This is a genomic window from Pseudomonas sp. B392_1p, from assembly GCF_052245235.1.
Classification (GTDB): Bacteria; Pseudomonadota; Gammaproteobacteria; order Pseudomonadales; family Pseudomonadaceae; genus Serpens; species Serpens gallinarum.
Window position 1 is genome coordinate 24,223 of the sequence record NZ_JBQPXM010000012.1, and the last position, 15,653, is coordinate 39,875.

The 15,653-nt window shown below is 61.0% G+C and carries 11 protein-coding genes and 1 pseudogene; 3 read left to right on the top strand and 9 right to left on the bottom strand.

Annotated elements, in window-relative coordinates; translation table 11 throughout:
• Window positions 1-2 precede the first annotated feature (2 nt).
• The 4 genes from ACTV8E_RS16335 to trxA all read right to left on the bottom strand — a co-directional run bounded on the left by ACTV8E_RS16335 (window position 3) and on the right by trxA (window position 3,880).
• Window positions 3-1,268, bottom strand: coding sequence for an ABC transporter permease (locus ACTV8E_RS16335; protein ID WP_443200191.1), 1,266 nt, complete (start codon window positions 1,266-1,268; stop codon window positions 3-5).
• A gap of 1 nt (window position 1,269) precedes the next feature.
• Window positions 1,270-1,980, bottom strand: a complete 711-nt coding sequence (locus tag ACTV8E_RS16340; protein ID WP_443200192.1) for an ABC transporter ATP-binding protein — start codon at window positions 1,978-1,980, stop codon at window positions 1,270-1,272.
• A gap of 40 nt (window positions 1,981-2,020) precedes the next feature.
• Complete coding sequence (locus tag ACTV8E_RS16345; RefSeq protein WP_443200193.1) at window positions 2,021-2,626, bottom strand: DUF2796 domain-containing protein; 606 nt, start codon at window positions 2,624-2,626, stop codon at window positions 2,021-2,023.
• A 384-nt stretch (window positions 2,627-3,010) separates the two neighbouring features.
• Window positions 3,011-3,880 (bottom strand): thioredoxin, encoded by an 870-nt coding sequence (gene trxA, locus ACTV8E_RS16350; protein ID WP_251837741.1) that lies wholly within the window; start codon window positions 3,878-3,880, stop codon window positions 3,011-3,013.
• Window positions 3,881-4,140: 260 nt separating this feature from the next.
• On the opposite strand from trxA, the gene ACTV8E_RS16355 reads away from it, so the two are divergent.
• Window positions 4,141-5,364: a hypothetical protein gene (locus tag ACTV8E_RS16355; protein ID WP_443200194.1), complete on the top strand. Its 1,224-nt coding sequence runs from the start codon at window positions 4,141-4,143 to the stop codon at window positions 5,362-5,364.
• Window positions 5,365-5,424: 60 nt separating this feature from the next.
• Here the strand turns inward: ACTV8E_RS16355 and ACTV8E_RS16360 are convergent, their stop codons facing one another.
• On the bottom strand, window positions 5,425-6,087 hold the full coding sequence (locus ACTV8E_RS16360; RefSeq protein WP_443200195.1) for a class I SAM-dependent methyltransferase: 663 nt from the start codon (window positions 6,085-6,087) through the stop codon (window positions 5,425-5,427).
• 114 nt (window positions 6,088-6,201) lie between these two features.
• On the opposite strand from ACTV8E_RS16360, the gene nrdR reads away from it, so the two are divergent.
• Both nrdR and ribD read left to right on the top strand, forming a co-directional pair.
• Entirely contained in the window at window positions 6,202-6,666 is a 465-nt protein-coding gene (gene nrdR / locus ACTV8E_RS16365; RefSeq protein ID WP_251837738.1) for a transcriptional regulator NrdR, read from the top strand.
• Entirely contained in the window at window positions 6,663-7,766 is a 1,104-nt protein-coding gene (gene ribD / locus ACTV8E_RS16370) for a bifunctional diaminohydroxyphosphoribosylaminopyrimidine deaminase/5-amino-6-(5-phosphoribosylamino)uracil reductase RibD (protein WP_443200196.1), read from the top strand. Before nrdR ends, ribD begins: the two co-directional genes overlap by 4 nt.
• Before the next feature lie 82 nt (window positions 7,767-7,848).
• Here the strand turns inward: ribD and msrA are convergent, their stop codons facing one another.
• From msrA to aceE, 4 genes and pseudogenes are all read right to left on the bottom strand, one after another.
• A complete protein-coding gene (gene msrA / locus ACTV8E_RS16375; protein ID WP_443200197.1) occupies window positions 7,849-8,484 on the bottom strand; it encodes a peptide-methionine (S)-S-oxide reductase MsrA in 636 nt (211 codons plus the stop codon).
• 108 nt (window positions 8,485-8,592) lie between these two features.
• Window positions 8,593-10,230 (bottom strand): annotated as a pseudogene (locus ACTV8E_RS16380) (putative bifunctional diguanylate cyclase/phosphodiesterase); the annotation flags it as partial.
• Window positions 10,231-10,942: 712 nt separating this feature from the next.
• A complete protein-coding gene (gene aceF / locus ACTV8E_RS16385; RefSeq protein ID WP_443200198.1) occupies window positions 10,943-12,574 on the bottom strand; it encodes a dihydrolipoyllysine-residue acetyltransferase in 1,632 nt (543 codons plus the stop codon).
• An 11-nt stretch (window positions 12,575-12,585) separates the two neighbouring features.
• Window positions 12,586-15,234: a pyruvate dehydrogenase (acetyl-transferring), homodimeric type gene (aceE, locus tag ACTV8E_RS16390; protein ID WP_443200199.1), complete on the bottom strand. Its 2,649-nt coding sequence runs from the start codon at window positions 15,232-15,234 to the stop codon at window positions 12,586-12,588.
• Between the last annotated feature and the right edge of the window lie 419 nt (window positions 15,235-15,653).

A 15,653-nucleotide genomic window follows, 5' to 3' on the forward strand; every position in this document is an offset into this window, starting at 1 on the left:
CCTCACAGGCGAATCGATAAACCATCGGCCAGCGACTGCCGGTAGGCGCGCCAGGCGGGCACGCTGCCCATCAGCACGGCTGCCACCAGAATGGCACCCAACAGACTCCATTCCCAGGAACTGGGTAACGCCAGCGGCAAGTAAAGGCCGTAGTGGCTTTGCAGAGGCCCTTGCGCGAGGGCGATACCCACATAAAGCAACCCCAGACCGAGGACGCCGCCGGCCAGCGCCAGCGCGAAGGCTTCGACGATCAGCAACCCGCCGATATGCCAGGGGCGCGCACCCACCGATCGCAGGATAGCCATTTCCCGGCGACGCTCATTGAGGCTGGTGAGAATGGCCGTCAGCATGCCGATCAGCCCGGTCAGAACCACGAACAGCGAGACCACGAACAACGCCTGTTCCGCGGTGCCCATCAGGCTCCACAGCTCTTGCAGGGCGACGCCAGGCAGAATCGCCAGCAAAGGCTCGCCGCGATATTGATTGATCTCGCGCTGCAGGGCGAAAGTGGCCACTTTGCTGTGCAGGCCGAGCATGAACGCGGTGATCTGTTGCGGTTGCAGGTCCAGTTGGCGCGCCTGCTCGGCGCTGATCACCTGGTTGCCACGCGCCGGCATGCCGTTGCGCCAGTCGATGTGCAGCGCCTGCATGCCTTCCAGCGACACGTGCAGGGTGCGGTCCACCGGCGTGCCAGTTCGCGCCAGGACGCCGACCACGCGAAACGGCTTGTCGTCGTGGTGGGTCAGGCTGACCCGGGCGACCCCGTGGGCCAGGACAATATGGTCCTCGAGCTGATAACCCAGCGCGCTGGCCACTTCAGCGCCCAAAACCACCTCAAACGGATCGTCTGCGAAGGCGCGACCCTCAGTCAGTTGCAAAGCCTGTTTGCGGCCATGGCGGAAATGCTCGAAATAGGCCGTGCTGGTGCCGAGTACCCGGTAACCGCGGTGCGAGTCGCCCAAAGACATCGGAATCGACCAGGCGACGCGGGGATGTTCGGCGAAGCGTTGGTAGCTGTCCCAGCGGATGTTGTTGGTGGCGTTGCCAATGCGGAATACCGAGTACAGCAACAGGTTTACCGAGCCGGAACGTGCGCCGACGATCAAATCGGTGCCGCTCACGGTGCTGGCGAAGCTGGCGCGGGTTTCCGTACGCACCCGCTCCACGGCCAGTAACAGGCATACCGACAGGCCAATGGCGAACACCGTCAGCAGTGCGGTAAAGCGGCGGTTGGCCAGGCTGGCCAGGGCCAGACGCAGCAGATGCATCTCAAATCTCCTGGGCGCGGGTGGCGCGGTTGAGGTCAAGCAGGGAGACGCTGCGGTCGAACAACGGCGCCAGGCTCTGGTCGTGACTGACGAACAGCAGGCTGGCGCCTGCCGCCTGGCACTCGGAGAACAATAAGTGCAGGAACGCTTCTCGGGCATCGGCGTCGAGGGCCGACGTCGGTTCGTCGGCAATCACCAATTCCGGCTGGCCGATCAGCGCGCGGGCCGCGGCGACGCGTTGCTGCTGACCGATGGACAAGGCTTCGGCACGGCGTTCGTGCAACGCGGAGGGCAAGCCCAGGTGATTGAGCAATTGGTTGGCAGCCTGCTCGACGCTGCCGTGGCGTTGCCGGGCGCGTTTGGTGCGTAACCTGGAAAAGCGGCAGGGTAGGGCAACGTTTTCGCGTACCGATAGAAAAGGCAGCAAGTTGAACTGCTGAAAGATGTAGCCGGTGTGATCGACGCGAAAGCGGTCACGAGCACCGGCGCTGAGCAGACTCAGGTCCTGGTCGAGCAGACGCACGCTGCCACGCCCGGCCTTTTGCACGCCGCCCAAAAGGCCGAGCAGAGTGGTCTTGCCGCTCCCGGAGGGGCCGTTGAGAAACAGGCTTTCGCCCTTGGCTAGCTGGAAGGTAGGAATATCCAGCAACTCAGCCTGACCGGGCCAGGCGAAACCGAGCTGAGAGAGTTCAAGCAAATTAAAAGCGGTCATGACATCCCTGGAAAAAGAAGGCGGGATTGTTCCGCGTGACTTAAAAGGACAGACGCGGCTGGCTGCGCGTCACCTCATGGCCCTGCTGGCCCTTGGGGCCGATCAACTGGACCTGAATGCGCCGGGTGCCGGGGAATTGGCGGAACAGAGGGCTCAGGTCAAGGCCCTGCAAGGCGTCAGGTTTTGCGCAGTCAAACTGGTAGTGGGCATGAATCTCCGCATGCTCCTGTTCCGCCGTATCGGCAAGGGCGTCTTCGTCATCATGCAGGGCCAGATGGTCGACATCACCGGCTGCCACACCGAACAGTGGGCTGTTGATCGCCTGGCGCTCCGCCTCGCATTTGGCCATGGCGGGAAGGCTGAACAGGATGCGGGGCTGTTCGAGCAGCTCGCGCACGGCCTCGACTCGGGCTTCCTCGGCCGTGTTTTTGGGGAAATGCTCGAAGCCCAGCAGGTTGATTGCCGGACTGTGTATCTCCAGCTCAAGCTGCTTGCCCTCCAACGCCACATCCAGCTGAGCGACGCCGTGCTCATGGGCATGCAGGCTGGCGTTTCCATAGGCATCGTCATTATCGTGATGCGTCAAGGCATTAGCGAGGGGCGAAACCAGGGAGAGAGGCAGGACAACAAGCAACAGGCGACGCATGGAAACTCCGGTGATGCACAAGGTTCGTTATCTTATAACAATATTCACTGCGCACTGGCCAGCACAGCCGAGGCCGGGAGCTTGGTTCTGATGGTTTTTGATAAGTGTGTCTGACTGAAAGCCGGCGTGTAATCGGCCAGTGCCCAGGCAGGGGAGCAAGAGGTGGGTTGGCACGCAATGAGCAGTAGCTGCATTGTGTGCTGAAAGCTTCGCGGCGAGGTCGCCGCTCCCACAGACGTCCGAACTGGCACACAGGCTTATGTGGAGGGGCCGACCCACGGACCGAAGCTCAGGAACTGATTGGCGGCTCCCACGTTCCTGCGTGGGAGCAAGCCGCGACGCGTTGCATCGCCATGTGAGCTTGGCGCCGCGGCTGAAGCTGTGTCAGTAAATCGACTGATACAGCTTGCGTCGGTATTGCGTTACCAAGGGATGGTCATTACCCAGCAGGTCGAAAACTTGCAACAGGGTTTTGTGTGGCAAGCCGTCGGCGTAGCTGCGGTTGCGCACGAAAAGCTTCAGTAATCCCTCCAAGGCGGTGTCGTATTGCTGGCGCGCCAGGTGCTGAATAGCCAGCTGATAGGTGGCTTCGTCATCTCCCGCATCTTTGGCCAAACGTGATTTCAACAGGGCAACGTCCGGCAGATCAGCCGCCTGGCGCAGGAACGTCAGTTGTGCGCGGGCTCCGGCCAGGGCCTGCTTGTGCTCGTCGCCCTGCACTGCGTTGAGTACCGTCTCGGCCTCACCCAACTCGCCGCGTTCGGCCAGGCAGCGGGCATACAGGATCAGCCCGGCGGCATTTTCGTTGTCTTCGCTGAGTAATTGCTTGAGTAGCGCTTCGGCCTCGCTGAAGTGGCCTTCACCAAACAGCGCCTGGGCGCTTTCCAGCAGGTCGGCCTCCGGTGCGGCAGGCATCTGCACGTGGGGTTGGAGCATCGCGCGAACCGCCGATTCCGGCTGCGCGCCGGCGAAACCGTCTACCGGCTGGCCATCCTTGAACAGCACCACGGTGGGCAGGCTGCGGATGCCGAAGCGGGCGGTAATGCCTTGTTCAATATCGCAGTTGACCTTGGCCAGCAGCAACTCGCCCTGGTACTCCTCGGTGATCTTGGCCAGCAGCGGCATCAGCGCCTTGCAGGGGGCGCACCAGTCGGCCCAGAAGTCCACCAGCACCGGCTTGTGGAAAGAGTTTTCAACCACCAGCTGTTCGAAGCTGGCCTCGGTGACATCGAAGATATACGGAGTAGCGCTCATCAGCTTTCTCGAAGGAACGGACGTGCCTGCATGGTAAGGGTGGACGGTCGTTACGGGAAGCCGCAGGGGTTCCGACGGGCGGCTGTAAAGGAGCCATGAAGAGGTTTGGTTTTTGCTTTTAGCCGGGCGCTCAGACGTATTCCCGACATCGGTGCTATTGGCAGTTAAAGGGCTGGAAGGCAAAATGATGGCACGCCTTGCCGGCTTAGATTTGCCAACGCTGCGGTAGGGATAAAAAATCAATAAATGGGAGCTTCAACATGTACCGCAAAGTAGTACTGGCTGCGGCCATTGCGCTGGGGAGCGCATCGGCACAGGCCGCGTTGTTTGATGTGACGTTGTCGTGGGCGGCCGGGGGGAAATCGGCAAGTTTCAGCTTTAACGATGCCGAAGAGGCCGTCGATGTAGTCGATCTTGATTTCATCATTGATCAATGGGGTTTGGATGGCTTCGACGAGAGCCAGCATGACGCGGTCGCGCAGATCAGGTTTCGTGGTGTGCCCATCCAGCTGACCTACGAAAAGGGCAGCAAGCTGATTCTGGATATCCCAAGCCTGGGTATTTACAAGGAGTTCAATGACGACCCCATGGGCGACGATGCCATTGACCAACTGAAGGATTACTTGGTCGAAAAAGGCGAACATGAAATCCTTACCAAGATCAATAAGGTCGCCGCGCAAGCCACCAGCTTCGACCCCGTTGCCGGTAACCCCAGCAGCTTGATGTCGACCATGGTCGACAACATCTACTTCCTGACCAACAGCTCGATCACCGGTACCAACCGTCAAGATATCGACAACCAGTGGGATCTTGGCCTGCGCTACAGCAGCTATACCACGGCGGACAATCAGGACGTCATTAACTACAACCTGCCGCTGGCCTATACCTTCAAGCTCGATTGGTTCCCGGGTCACCGTCTGCAGTTCCGTATGCCGATGAACTACACCACGGTTAACGAGGATGCCAAGAGCTACAGCCTGCAATTGGGCTTTGCCTGGACCATTCCGCTGATTGAAGGCCTGGAAATTACTCCGGCCATCGACTACGGCGCCGCTGGTTCCGCCGAAATTCTTACCGTCGGTGTGCTGCGTGCCCTATCGCTGACCACACGCTACGACTTCAGCCTGTTTGGCCAGAATTTCACCCTGAACAACAGCTTGGTGAAAATCGACAGCGAGCGCATCGAGTACGAAGACGACGAGGACATTTATGTCATCGACTACGACTTGAGCAACAAGGCGATGACCAACGGCCTGGCTTGGCATATTGCCCTGCCGTGGCAGCTGGCAACTCAGGTGTTCGTGCGCGACACCCGTTACTCCGGCGATGCGCTGTACTCCGATCAGGTGACTGAATACGGCGTCAATTTCGGTTGGTCAGGCTCGGCTGCCACCAATACCCAGTTCTTCGTCGGCGCCAGCTATCAAAGCCACGCCAAGGAAGAGTTCGACGGTGCGCGGATGAACATCGGCCTGACGTTCTAAGCTCGAGTCGCTGCGATCATCCATGCCCCGCCCTGTGCGGGGCATTTTGTTGGTGGCGGCCTAGGCCGTCACGCGCGCGGCGTGATACAGGTTCACATGACGAAATTCCGCCGGCTCGGCCAGGTCCGGCCAGGTGCAGGCTTCAATCTCGCCGAGATGCCGGTACAGCGGATGGTGGAAATTCTTGACCCTTGAATCGGCCACCAAGGTTTCCTGGCCGCGACTGAGGAAGTGATCAAGCAGCGGCAGGTTGGCGCGGTCGTAAAGCACATCGGCGACGATAATCAGGTCGAAGCGATCACCTTCGGCAAAAAAATCCGCCGAGTAGCCCAACTCCACGCCGTTGAGCTCAGCATTGGCCCGGCAGGCCGCCAGCGCCAAGGGGTCAAGGTCGCAGGCCACCACTTCCAGCGCGCCGGCCTTGGCGGCGGCAATGGCCGCGACGCCAGAACCCGCGCCGAAATCCAGCACGCGCTTATTCTTCACCCACTGCGGATGCTCGGCCAGCCAGCGTGCCAACACCAATCCACTGGCCCAGCAAAAACTCCAGTACGGCGGCTCTTCAAGAATGCGCCGGGTTTCTTCGGGGCTGAAGGCGCGGTCCATATTGTCGGCATCGATCAGCCACAGGCGTAGATCCGTATCGGGCAACGGCGTGGCGCTTAGGCGCGCATCGCCGAGCAGTTCATGGAGCGCCTGTTGCAGGGTGTGTGGTGTGTTCATGGTGAAGGTGGCAGGCTGAAAAGGAGGTCGAGTGTAGCTGCAAGCCCGGCCGATTTGTCTGCTCAAGGGGATGCGCTACCATGGCGCCTGGTTCTTTCATCAGGTTCTTCGCCCATGCACTGTCCCTTTTGCAGCGCCCATGACACCAAGGTCATCGATTCGCGTCTGGTTGCCGAAGGCGACCAGGTTCGGCGCCGGCGCGAATGCCTGGCGTGTGGCGAGCGCTTCACCACCTTCGAGACCGCGGAGCTGGTGATGCCGCGGTTGATCAAGCAGGACGGCAGCCGCCAGCCCTTCGATGAGGACAAGCTGCGCGCCGGGATGCAGCGCGCGCTGGAAAAGCGCCCGGTAAGTGTCGAGCGCTTGGAAGCGGCAATTGCCCACATCAAGCATCAGTTGCGCGCCACGGGCGAGCGCGAGGTCAAATCCCTGGTGGTTGGCGAGCTGGTGATGAGTGCTCTGCAGCAATTGGATGAAATCGCCTATATCCGTTTCGCGTCCGTCTACCGTCGCTTCCAGGACCTTAACGAGTTCCGTGAGGAAATTGAACGCCTGGCCCGCGAGCCGTCCAAGCCATGAACGATCAGCTGTATATGGCGCGTGCCTTGGAGTTGGCGCGCCGGGGATTGTATTCGACCCATCCCAACCCGCGAGTCGGTTGTGTAATCGCGCGCGATGGCGAGGTGGTCGGTGAAGGCTGGCATGTACGCGCCGGCGAGCCGCACGCCGAAGTGCATGCCTTGCGCCAGGCCGGCGAGCGCGCTCGGGGTGCCACTGCGTACGTCACCCTTGAGCCGTGCAGCCATTTCGGTCGCACGCCGCCGTGCGCCGAAGCGTTGGTGAGCTCGGGGGTCACCCGGGTGGTGGCGGCCATGCAAGACCCCAATCCACAGGTCGCGGGGCGTGGCCTCGAGCGGTTGCGCAGTGTCGGTATCGCGGTCGCTAGCGGAGTGTTGGAGGACGAGGCGCGTGAGCTGAACTGCGGGTTTGTGAAGCGTATGGAAACGGGCCTGCCTTATGTGCGGGTCAAGCTGGCGATGAGCCTGGACGGACGCACGGCGATGGCCAGCGGCGAAAGCCAATGGATCACCGGCGCTGCGGCGCGTGCAGCAGTGCAGCGCCTGCGCGCACAGTCCAGTGTGGTGCTGACCGGCGCTGATACCGTTTTGATGGATCAGGCGCGGCTTACGGTACGCGGCAACGAGCTGGGTTTGGATACCGAGCAGACGGCGCTGGCGCTGGGCCGTCCGCCGTTGCGGGTACTGGTCGATGGACGTTGTCGCGTGCCCTTGGATGCGCCGTTTTTTAAGGCTGGCGCGGCACTGGTGGCGACTTCGTCACCCGGTGTGGATTATCCGGCTGCTGGTCACCAATGCCTGAGCGTGCCGGGTGAAGGAGGGCAGGTGGATCTTCCGGCCTTGCTGCGTGAATTGGCTGCGCGCGGTGCCAACGAGGTGCTGGTGGAAGCCGGGCCGCGCCTGGCTGGCGCCTTTGCCCAGCAGGATCTGGTCGATGAGTATCAGATCTTCGTCGCTGGCAAGTTCCTCGGCTCCAGCGCCCGCCCCTTGCTGGATCTGCCGCTGGAGCGTATGAGCGAAGCGCGTGAATTACGCATCGTCGACATACGCGCGGTGGGTGAGGACTGGCGGATCATCGCCAAACCCCGTTTCGCTGTATAAAAGCCAACACCGCAGCGATACCCATGGCGCAGGTTCGCCAGGGTATCGGCTTCAGCCAACCACGCTCCTGCTAACTCGCCGCCTACGGCAGACAAACTCCCGTGCCGCGCAGCGCGCAATAACCATTGGGGTTTTTTGCCAGGTATTGCTGGTGATAAGCCTCGGCGTAATAAAACGGCGGCGCTTCGGCGATTTCCGTGGTGACTGGACCAAACCCGGCCTTTGCCAGTTGCTGTGCATAAGCGTCGCGGCTGGCCAGGGCGGCAGCTTTCTGCTCCTCATTCAGCCAGTAGAGGGCCGAGCGGTACTGGGTGCCGATATCGTTACCCTGGCGCATGCCCTGGGTCGGGTCATGAGCCTCCCAGAACAGCTTGAGCAGCGCTGCGTAATCAATGAGCTGTGGATCGAATACCACCAGCACCGCTTCAGTGTGCCCGGTCAGCCCGCTGCACACTTCTTCATAGGTGGGGTTGGGCGTACGCCCGCCGATGTATCCGGCCGCTGTGCTCCAGACGCCAGGCTGTTGCCAGAAGCGTCGCTCTACGCCCCAGAAACAACCGAGGGCAAAAATCGCCTGTTGGAGACCGCCCGGGAAGGGCGGCTGCAGCGGATGACCGTTCACGTAATGGCTGTGCGGGACCGGTATCGGCGTGTCACGTCCGGGCAACGCCTGTTCGGCACTGGGCAGTGCGGCGTGGTGGGCAGTAGTAGCAAACATGTGAAACTCCCGGTGTGCAAGAACTGGGCTTCAGCCTACCCCCTTGCCATGACGGGAGCCAGTTGGTTTAGGGTAGCGTCCTCTTGCCAGCGGCTAACTGTGCGGTCGTTACGCAGGATAACGTTGCAGATGCTCAAGCAAGCCGCTGCCGGCAATGGGCCTGTCGAACAGAAAGCCTTGCCCGAGGTTGCAATGCTGAAGCTGCAGAAAAGCCAATTGGGCGTCGGTTTCGATGCCTTCGGCGACCACTTGCAGCTTTAGTTTGTGAGCCATGGCAATCACCGCTGAGGTGATTTCCATGTCGTCCTGACTGTCCGGGATATCCTTGATGAAGCTGCGGTCGATCTTGATCACATCCAGCGGAAATTTCTTCAGATAACTCAGCGACGAGTAGCCCGTACCAAAGTCGTCCATGGCCAGGGTAAAGCCCAGGGCTTTCAGGCGGGTCAGCTGCTCGAAGGTGTTGGTGCTGAAGTCGAGCAGCAGGCTTTCGGTCAGTTCCAGCTCCAGGCGTGTGGCGTCGGCGTGCTCTTCCCTGAGGATATTTTCGATGGAACTGACCAGATGCTCATCATGGAACTGGCGCGGCGACAAGTTGATGGCGATGCGCAGGTCGGGGCGCCCTGCGGCTTGGAGATGATGCAGCATTCGGCATGACTCGCGAATCACCCATTGGCCGATGGGCACGATCAGTCCGGTATCTTCGGCCAGGCCAATGAACTTGTCCGGTGAGATCAACCCTTTGACTGGATGGCGCCAGCGCAACAGGGCTTCCAGACCGATCAGGCGTTTGCTTCCAAGGCATAGCTTGGGTTGGTAGTAGAGCTCCAGCTCATTCCGGTCCAGCACGTGGCGCAGGTTGCTCTCAATAAACAGGTTGTAATCGGCTTCGCTGTTGAGGTTTTCAGTGAATACCTGCAGGCGACTCTTGCCGACCTCTTTGGCCTTGTGCAGGGCCAGGCTGGCATGTTTGGTGAGCGTTTTCGCCTCGTCGCCATGGCGAGGGAAGAAGGCCATGCCCAGTGTTGCGGTCACGGTAATCAATTGGTTGGCCACGAACAGCGGCAGATCGAGTAACTGCAGCAGTTGTTGGGCAATATCCTCGGCTGCCTGATCCGTTTCAGCGTCAAGCAGCACAGCGAACTCATTACTGGCGAAGCGTGAGAGGCTGGTGGTGGAGGCCAAGCTGTTGCGCAGGCGGCGGGCCAGGCTGATCAGCAATTTGTCACCGGTCTCATGGCCCAGGCTGTCGTTGATGCGTTTGAAATTGTCGATGTCGATCAGCAGGACGCTGAACGGTGCGGGCCGTTTGGCTTCGAGGCGCCGCTGCAGCAGAGCGAGGAAGTATTCGCGGTTGCCAAGGCCGGTCAGCGAATCGGTGAGCGCTTGTTGCTGGTACTGCTGCTGGTTCAGCTTGCTCAGGGTAATGTCTTCCCAGAGCCCGGAAAAATGGCTGGTTCGACCGTTCTCGTCGCGCACACGGGAAATCGTTACACGCCCCCAATAGGGCTCGAGATTTTTGCGATGGCTGGGGAATTCAATTGTCCAACTGGCGTGTTCGGGCCGTTGGTGCATGGCATCGCGGAACAACTCCGCGACGCTATCCAGCGGGGGCAGCTCTGCGAGCCGACGGCCCAGAAGTTCCTCAAGGCTGTAGTGGGTGATGGTGCACAGGCTGGGATTGGCATAGGTGATCCGGCCGCGAGTATCCACCAGTAAAAAGGCCTGAGCGCTTTGTTCGATGGCACTTAGGCATATCCCCTCGCGACTGATCGGGGTGGGCTGTTGTGCCAACAGGTAGCCCTGCAGCCAATCACCAGTATGTTCGCCGATTTCCAGCAATTTAAGCGGGCCGCGCGGGGTGTTCAGGGAGTAACTCAAACGATAGTGGCTACTGCTTTGCAATTGCCGCTGCACCAACTGGTGCAACTGCCGGCGTAACGCCAAGGAAATCAGTTCGTCATAACGAGCGTCAACGAGCCGCGACCAAAGCGCGTCTTCAGCTCCTTCCGCATAGTCGCAGGTCAGCCGCCACTCTTCATTGTTGGGACGAGCGAAACGAGCCAAGCCGAAGCGGGCCAGCGAGGGCAACTGCGCGATAAGCTCTGACGCGGATTCGGGCTGCTTGAACATGAAGGCTCGCTAACAAGGGTCACGCTAATGGTTTTCTATTTATCGTTCAGGCAAATCGATACGCGAGCCTGAGTTTTCGAATGGGGCACTTGGCTACTATGTGGCGTTATCGTCAACGCGGCAAGCTGCACATGCCGGATAACCAGCACGCATGAGTGCCTAGCCATACGACGTTGCTAGTAAGCCTACTCTAGAGCGTTCCCAGCTTCTTGGCTGATCGCAAGCGAAGTGCAAAAAAAACCCTGCCAATCGGCAGGGTTTGAGGTACGAGCGTGGCGCATGCTCGTTAGAAGGAACGGTGCCGGGGCGCTGGCCCCGGCGGGTATTACAGGAGCATCGTGCGGATGTCCGCGAGCAGCTCGGACAGGCGCTTGGTGAAGCGTGCGGCGGCGGCGCCGTTAATCACCCGATGGTCGTAGGACAGCGACAGCGGCAGCATCAGCTTGGGCTGGAAGGCCGCGCCGTCCCAGACCGGCTGCATGGTCGCCTTGCTAACACCCAGGATCGCCACTTCCGGCGCGTTGACGATCGGCGTAAAGCCGGTGCCGCCAATATGGCCGAGGCTGGAGATGGTGAAGCAGGCGCCTTGCATGGCGTCGGGCGACAGTTTCTTGTTGCGCGCCTTGTCGGCCAATTCGGCCGCTTCGGCCGCCAGTTGCAGCAGGCTCTTCTGGTCAACGTTGCGGATCACCGGCACCAGCAGGCCATCCGGCGTGTCCACCGCAAAGCCAATGTGCACGTACTTCTTGCGGATCAGTGCAGTACCGCTGGGTGCCAGCGAGCTGTTGAAATCCGGCATTTCCTTGAGCAGGTGTGCACAGGTCTTGAGCAGCAGTGGCAGGACGGTAAGCTTGACGCCCGCCTTCTCGGCCACCGCCTTCTGCGCAACGCGGAAGGCTTCCAGCTCGGTGATGTCGGCGGATTCAAACTGCGTGACGTGCGGCACGTTGAGCCAGCTGCGGTGCAGGTTGGCAGCGCCCACCTGCATCAGGCGAGTCATGGCCACTTCTTCGACTTCACCGAACTTGCTGAAGTCGATAGCCGGAATCGGCGGAATGCCGGCACCGCCGGTCGCCCCGGTGGGTGCGCCCTTGGTCTGCTGCATCATGGTTTTGACGTAGGTTTGCACGTCTTCCTTGAGGATGCGCTCACGCGGGCCTGTACCGGTCACGGCAGCCAGGTCGACACCGAACTCGCGGGCCAGCTGGCGCACGGCCGGCCCGGCGTGCACTTTGCTGCTGTCACGGTTGGCTGCGGCCACCGGAGCGGCAGGTGCCGCTGCAGGTGCTGCCGACGGCGCTGCCTGAGCCGCAGCCGCAGGACTGCTGGCCGGTGCGGCAGGCGCGGCGGCGGCAGGCTGCGCAGCAGCAGGTGCGGCACCTTCGACCTTGAGGGTCAGGATCAGGTCGCCCGTACCGACGTCGGCGTCCAGCTGAACGGCCAGGCTTTCCACCACGCCGGCAACCGGCGAGGGGATTTCCATGCTCGCCTTGTCCGACTCCAAGGTGATCAGCGATTGTTCGGCTTCCACCGTATCGCCAACCTTGACCAGAACTTCAATGACCTTGGCGGTGCCGGACGAGCCGATGTCCGGCACGCGGATTTCCTGGCTGCTGGTGGCAGACGCCGCAGCCGGTGCCGGGGCGGCCGGGGCCTCGGCTTTCGGAGCCTCGGCCGCCGCTTCCGCAGGCTTGGCTTCTACGGCCGGGGCGACGTTTTCGTCACCCTCGACTTCCAACTCCAACAGCTCGTCGCCTTCTTTCAGGCGGTCGCCGAGCTTGACCTTCAGGCTCTTGACCACCCCGGCCTTGGGCGCCGGGATTTCCATGCTGGCCTTGTCGGACTCCAGGGTCAGCAGGCTCTGTTCGGCCTCGATGCGATCGCCAACCTTGACGAACAGTTCGATGACTTCGCCTTCGCCGCTGCCAATGTCAGGGACACGAATCAATTCGCTCATTTCTTCGCTCCTCAGCAATCCAGCGGGTTGGGCTTGTTGGTGTCGATACCAAAGCGGGCAATCGCCTCGGCAACCACAGTGCGCTCAATGTCGCCGCGGTCGGCCAGAGCCTCCAGTGCGCTCAGTACAACCCACTTGCGGTCCACTTCGAAGAAGTCGCGCAGTTTCTGGTGCGTATCGCTGCGGCCGTAACCGTCGGTGCCGAGCACCTTGTATTCCTTGACCGGGACCCACTGGCGGATCTGGTCGGCGAACAGCTTCATGTAGTCGGTCGAAGCGATCACCGGACCCTGGCGACCGGACAGGCACTGTTCGACATAGCTCTGCTGCGGCTTCTGTTCCGGATGCAGGCGGTTGCGGCGTTCCACGGCCAGGGCTTCGCGGCGCAGTTCGTTGAAGCTGGTGACGCTCCACACATCGGCGCCGATGTTGTAGTCCGCACGCAGAATCTTCGCCGCCTCGCGCACTTCACGCAGGATGGTGCCGCAACCGAGCAGTTGCACGTGATGTGCGGCTTCCTTCTTGTCTTCCTCGAGCAGGTACATGCCCTTGATGATGCCGTCTTCCACGCCCTCAGGCATGGCCGGCTGCTGGTAGGCCTCGTTCATCACCGTCAGGTAATAGAAGATGTTTTCCTGCTCCTCGGTCATCCGGCGAATGCCTTCGCGGATGATCACGGCCAGCTCGTAGCCGTAGGTCGGGTCATAGCTGCGGCAGTTGGGAATGGTCGAGGCAAGGATATGACTGTGACCATCCTGGTGCTGCAAACCTTCGCCGTTGAGCGTGGTACGCCCGGCGGTGCCGCCAATCAGGAAGCCGCGCGCCTGGCTGTCGCCGGCTGCCCATGCCAGGTCGCCAATGCGCTGGAAGCCGAACATTGAGTAGAAGATGTAGAACGGCAGCATCGGCTGGTTGTGGTTGCTGTACGCGGTGGCGGCAGCGATCCAGCTGGACATGGCACCGGCTTCGTTGATGCCTTCCTCGAGGATCTGGCCCTTCTTGTCCTCGCGGTAGAACATTACCTGGTCTTTATCCACCGGCTGATACAGCTGGCCGACCGAGGAATAGATGCCGAGCTGGCGGAACATGCCTTCCATGCCGAAGGTGCGCGCCTCGTCAGGCACGATGGGCACGATGCGGCTGCCTAGGTCCTTGTCCTTGACCAACTGAGCCAGTACGCGGACGAAGGCCATGGTGGTAGAGATTTCGCGGTCGCCTGAGCCGTCGAGGATGGCCTTGAGGGTCTCCAGCGGCGGAGTAGGAATGCTGATGCTCTTGGCGCGGCGCTGCGGTACAAAACCGCCGAGCTTTTCGCGGCTCTTGAGCAGGTACTTCATTTCCGGACTGTCGGGCTCTGGCTTGTAGAACGGCAGGTGTTCGAGCTGGTCGTCCGGAATCGGCACGCCGAAACGGTCGCGGAAGGATTTCAGGCTCTCGACGTCAATCTTCTTCACGTTGTGGGCGATGTTCTGTGCCTCGCCCGAGCCGGTGCCGTAGCCCTTGATGGTCTTGGCCAGGATAACCGTCGGCTGGCCGGTATGGTTGACCGCCGCGTGGTAGGCCGCATACACCTTGAACGGGTCGTGGCCGCCACGGTTGAGCTTCCACACCTCTTCGTCGGAGAGGTCGCTGACCATGTCCAGCAGCTCCGGACGCGCACCGAAGAAGTGCTCGCGCACGAAGGCGCCGTTGTTGGCCTTGTAGTTCTGGTAGTCGCCGTCGACCACTTCTTCCATGCGCTGCTGCAGCAGGCCGTCGGTGTCCTTGGCAAACAGCGGGTCCCACAGGCGGCCCCAGATCACCTTGATGACGTTCCATTCAGCGCCACGGAAGTTGCCTTCCAGTTCCTGGATGATCTTGCCGTTGCCGCGCACCGGGCCGTCCAGGCGCTGCAGGTTGCAGTTGATCACGAAGATCAGGTTGTCGAGCTTCTCACGGCCGGCCAGGGAAATGGCGCCGAGGGATTCCGGCTCGTCGGTCTCGCCGTCGCCCAGGAAGCACCAGACTTTCTGCTTGCCGGCGGGAATGAAACCACGGCTCTCCAGGTACTTCATGAAACGTGCCTGGTAGATCGCCTGGATCGGGCCCAAACCCATGGACACGGTGGGGAACTGCCAGAAGTCCGGCATCAGCCACGGGTGCGGGTAAGAGGACAGACCTTTGCCGTCGACTTCCTGGCGGAAGTTGTTCAGTTGGTCTTCCGTGATGCGCCCTTCGAGGAAGGCGCGGGCGTACACGCCCGGGGAGGCGTGGCCTTGGAAATAGACCAGGTCGCCGCCGTGTTCTTCGGTCGGGGCCTGGAAGAAGTAGTTGAAGCCGATGTCATACAGGGTCGCGCTGGAGGCGAAGGTAGAGATGTGTCCGCCCAGGCTGGAGTCCTGCTTGTTGGCGCGCGCGACCATGGCCAGTGCGTTCCAGCGCACGATCGAGCGTACGCGGCGTTCCATGAACAGGTCGCCGGGCATGCGAGCTTCGTGGGTGACCGGAATGGTGTTGCGGTAGGGTGTGGTAATCGCGTAGGGCAGCTGGGTGCCGGTGCGCGAGGCCAGTTCACCCATGCGGGTCATGAGGTATTTCGCACGCTCCTCGCCTTCACGGTCGAGGACGGATTCCAAGGCATCCAGCCATTCCTGGGTTTCGATGGGGTCGAGGTCTTGCATGGCTTGCTCCAGGGCAATAAGGCGTACCCGTGATAGGCCCGCCTCGCGGTGACTCTGACGCCTTTGTGGGGCGGCAGTCTCTTATTCATTGTGTAGACCGAGCGATCAGCTCGGTTTTGTAGTTTTACTACATATCGACGCAAGAATCACCTGTCTCGATACATACGAAAGTAGGTAAAACTACAAAAACGTCTCGTCGCGATCCCTGCAGGCCAAGGTTCAGATGGGCAAGAATAGACCACGGACCGGTCCCAATACCGGGCCGAGACATTGCACAGCGGCCGGAGCACGCAGCCGACCTCCTTGAACACCGGCCGGGGCGAACTCATTAGATGAACGCAGGGCGACATTTTTTAAGAGGAAGGATTGACTAAGCCCCCATTTGCGCTATCTGCTGGCGGTATTGCCCGCGTTCATGC

Bases quoted from the DNA above. Each gene is read 5' to 3' on its own strand.
- ribD (WP_443200196.1), top strand. From the start codon at position 6,663: ATGAACGATCAGCTGTATATGGCGCGTGCCTTGGAGTTGGCGCGCCGG.
- ACTV8E_RS16345 (WP_443200193.1), bottom strand. From the start codon at position 2,626: ATGCGTCGCCTGTTGCTTGTTGTCCTGCCTCTCTCCCTGGTTTCGCCC.
- msrA (WP_443200197.1), bottom strand. From the start codon at position 8,484: ATGTTTGCTACTACTGCCCACCACGCCGCACTGCCCAGTGCCGAACAG.
- ACTV8E_RS16355 (WP_443200194.1), top strand. From the start codon at position 4,141: ATGTACCGCAAAGTAGTACTGGCTGCGGCCATTGCGCTGGGGAGCGCA.
- aceE (WP_443200199.1), bottom strand. From the start codon at position 15,234: ATGCAAGACCTCGACCCCATCGAAACCCAGGAATGGCTGGATGCCTTG.
- trxA (WP_251837741.1), bottom strand. From the start codon at position 3,880: ATGAGCGCTACTCCGTATATCTTCGATGTCACCGAGGCCAGCTTCGAA.
- aceF (WP_443200198.1), bottom strand. From the start codon at position 12,574: ATGAGCGAATTGATTCGTGTCCCTGACATTGGCAGCGGCGAAGGCGAA.
- ACTV8E_RS16360 (WP_443200195.1), bottom strand. From the start codon at position 6,087: ATGAACACACCACACACCCTGCAACAGGCGCTCCATGAACTGCTCGGC.
- ACTV8E_RS16340 (WP_443200192.1), bottom strand. From the start codon at position 1,980: ATGACCGCTTTTAATTTGCTTGAACTCTCTCAGCTCGGTTTCGCCTGG.
- nrdR (WP_251837738.1), top strand. From the start codon at position 6,202: ATGCACTGTCCCTTTTGCAGCGCCCATGACACCAAGGTCATCGATTCG.
- ACTV8E_RS16335 (WP_443200191.1), bottom strand. From the start codon at position 1,268: ATGCATCTGCTGCGTCTGGCCCTGGCCAGCCTGGCCAACCGCCGCTTT.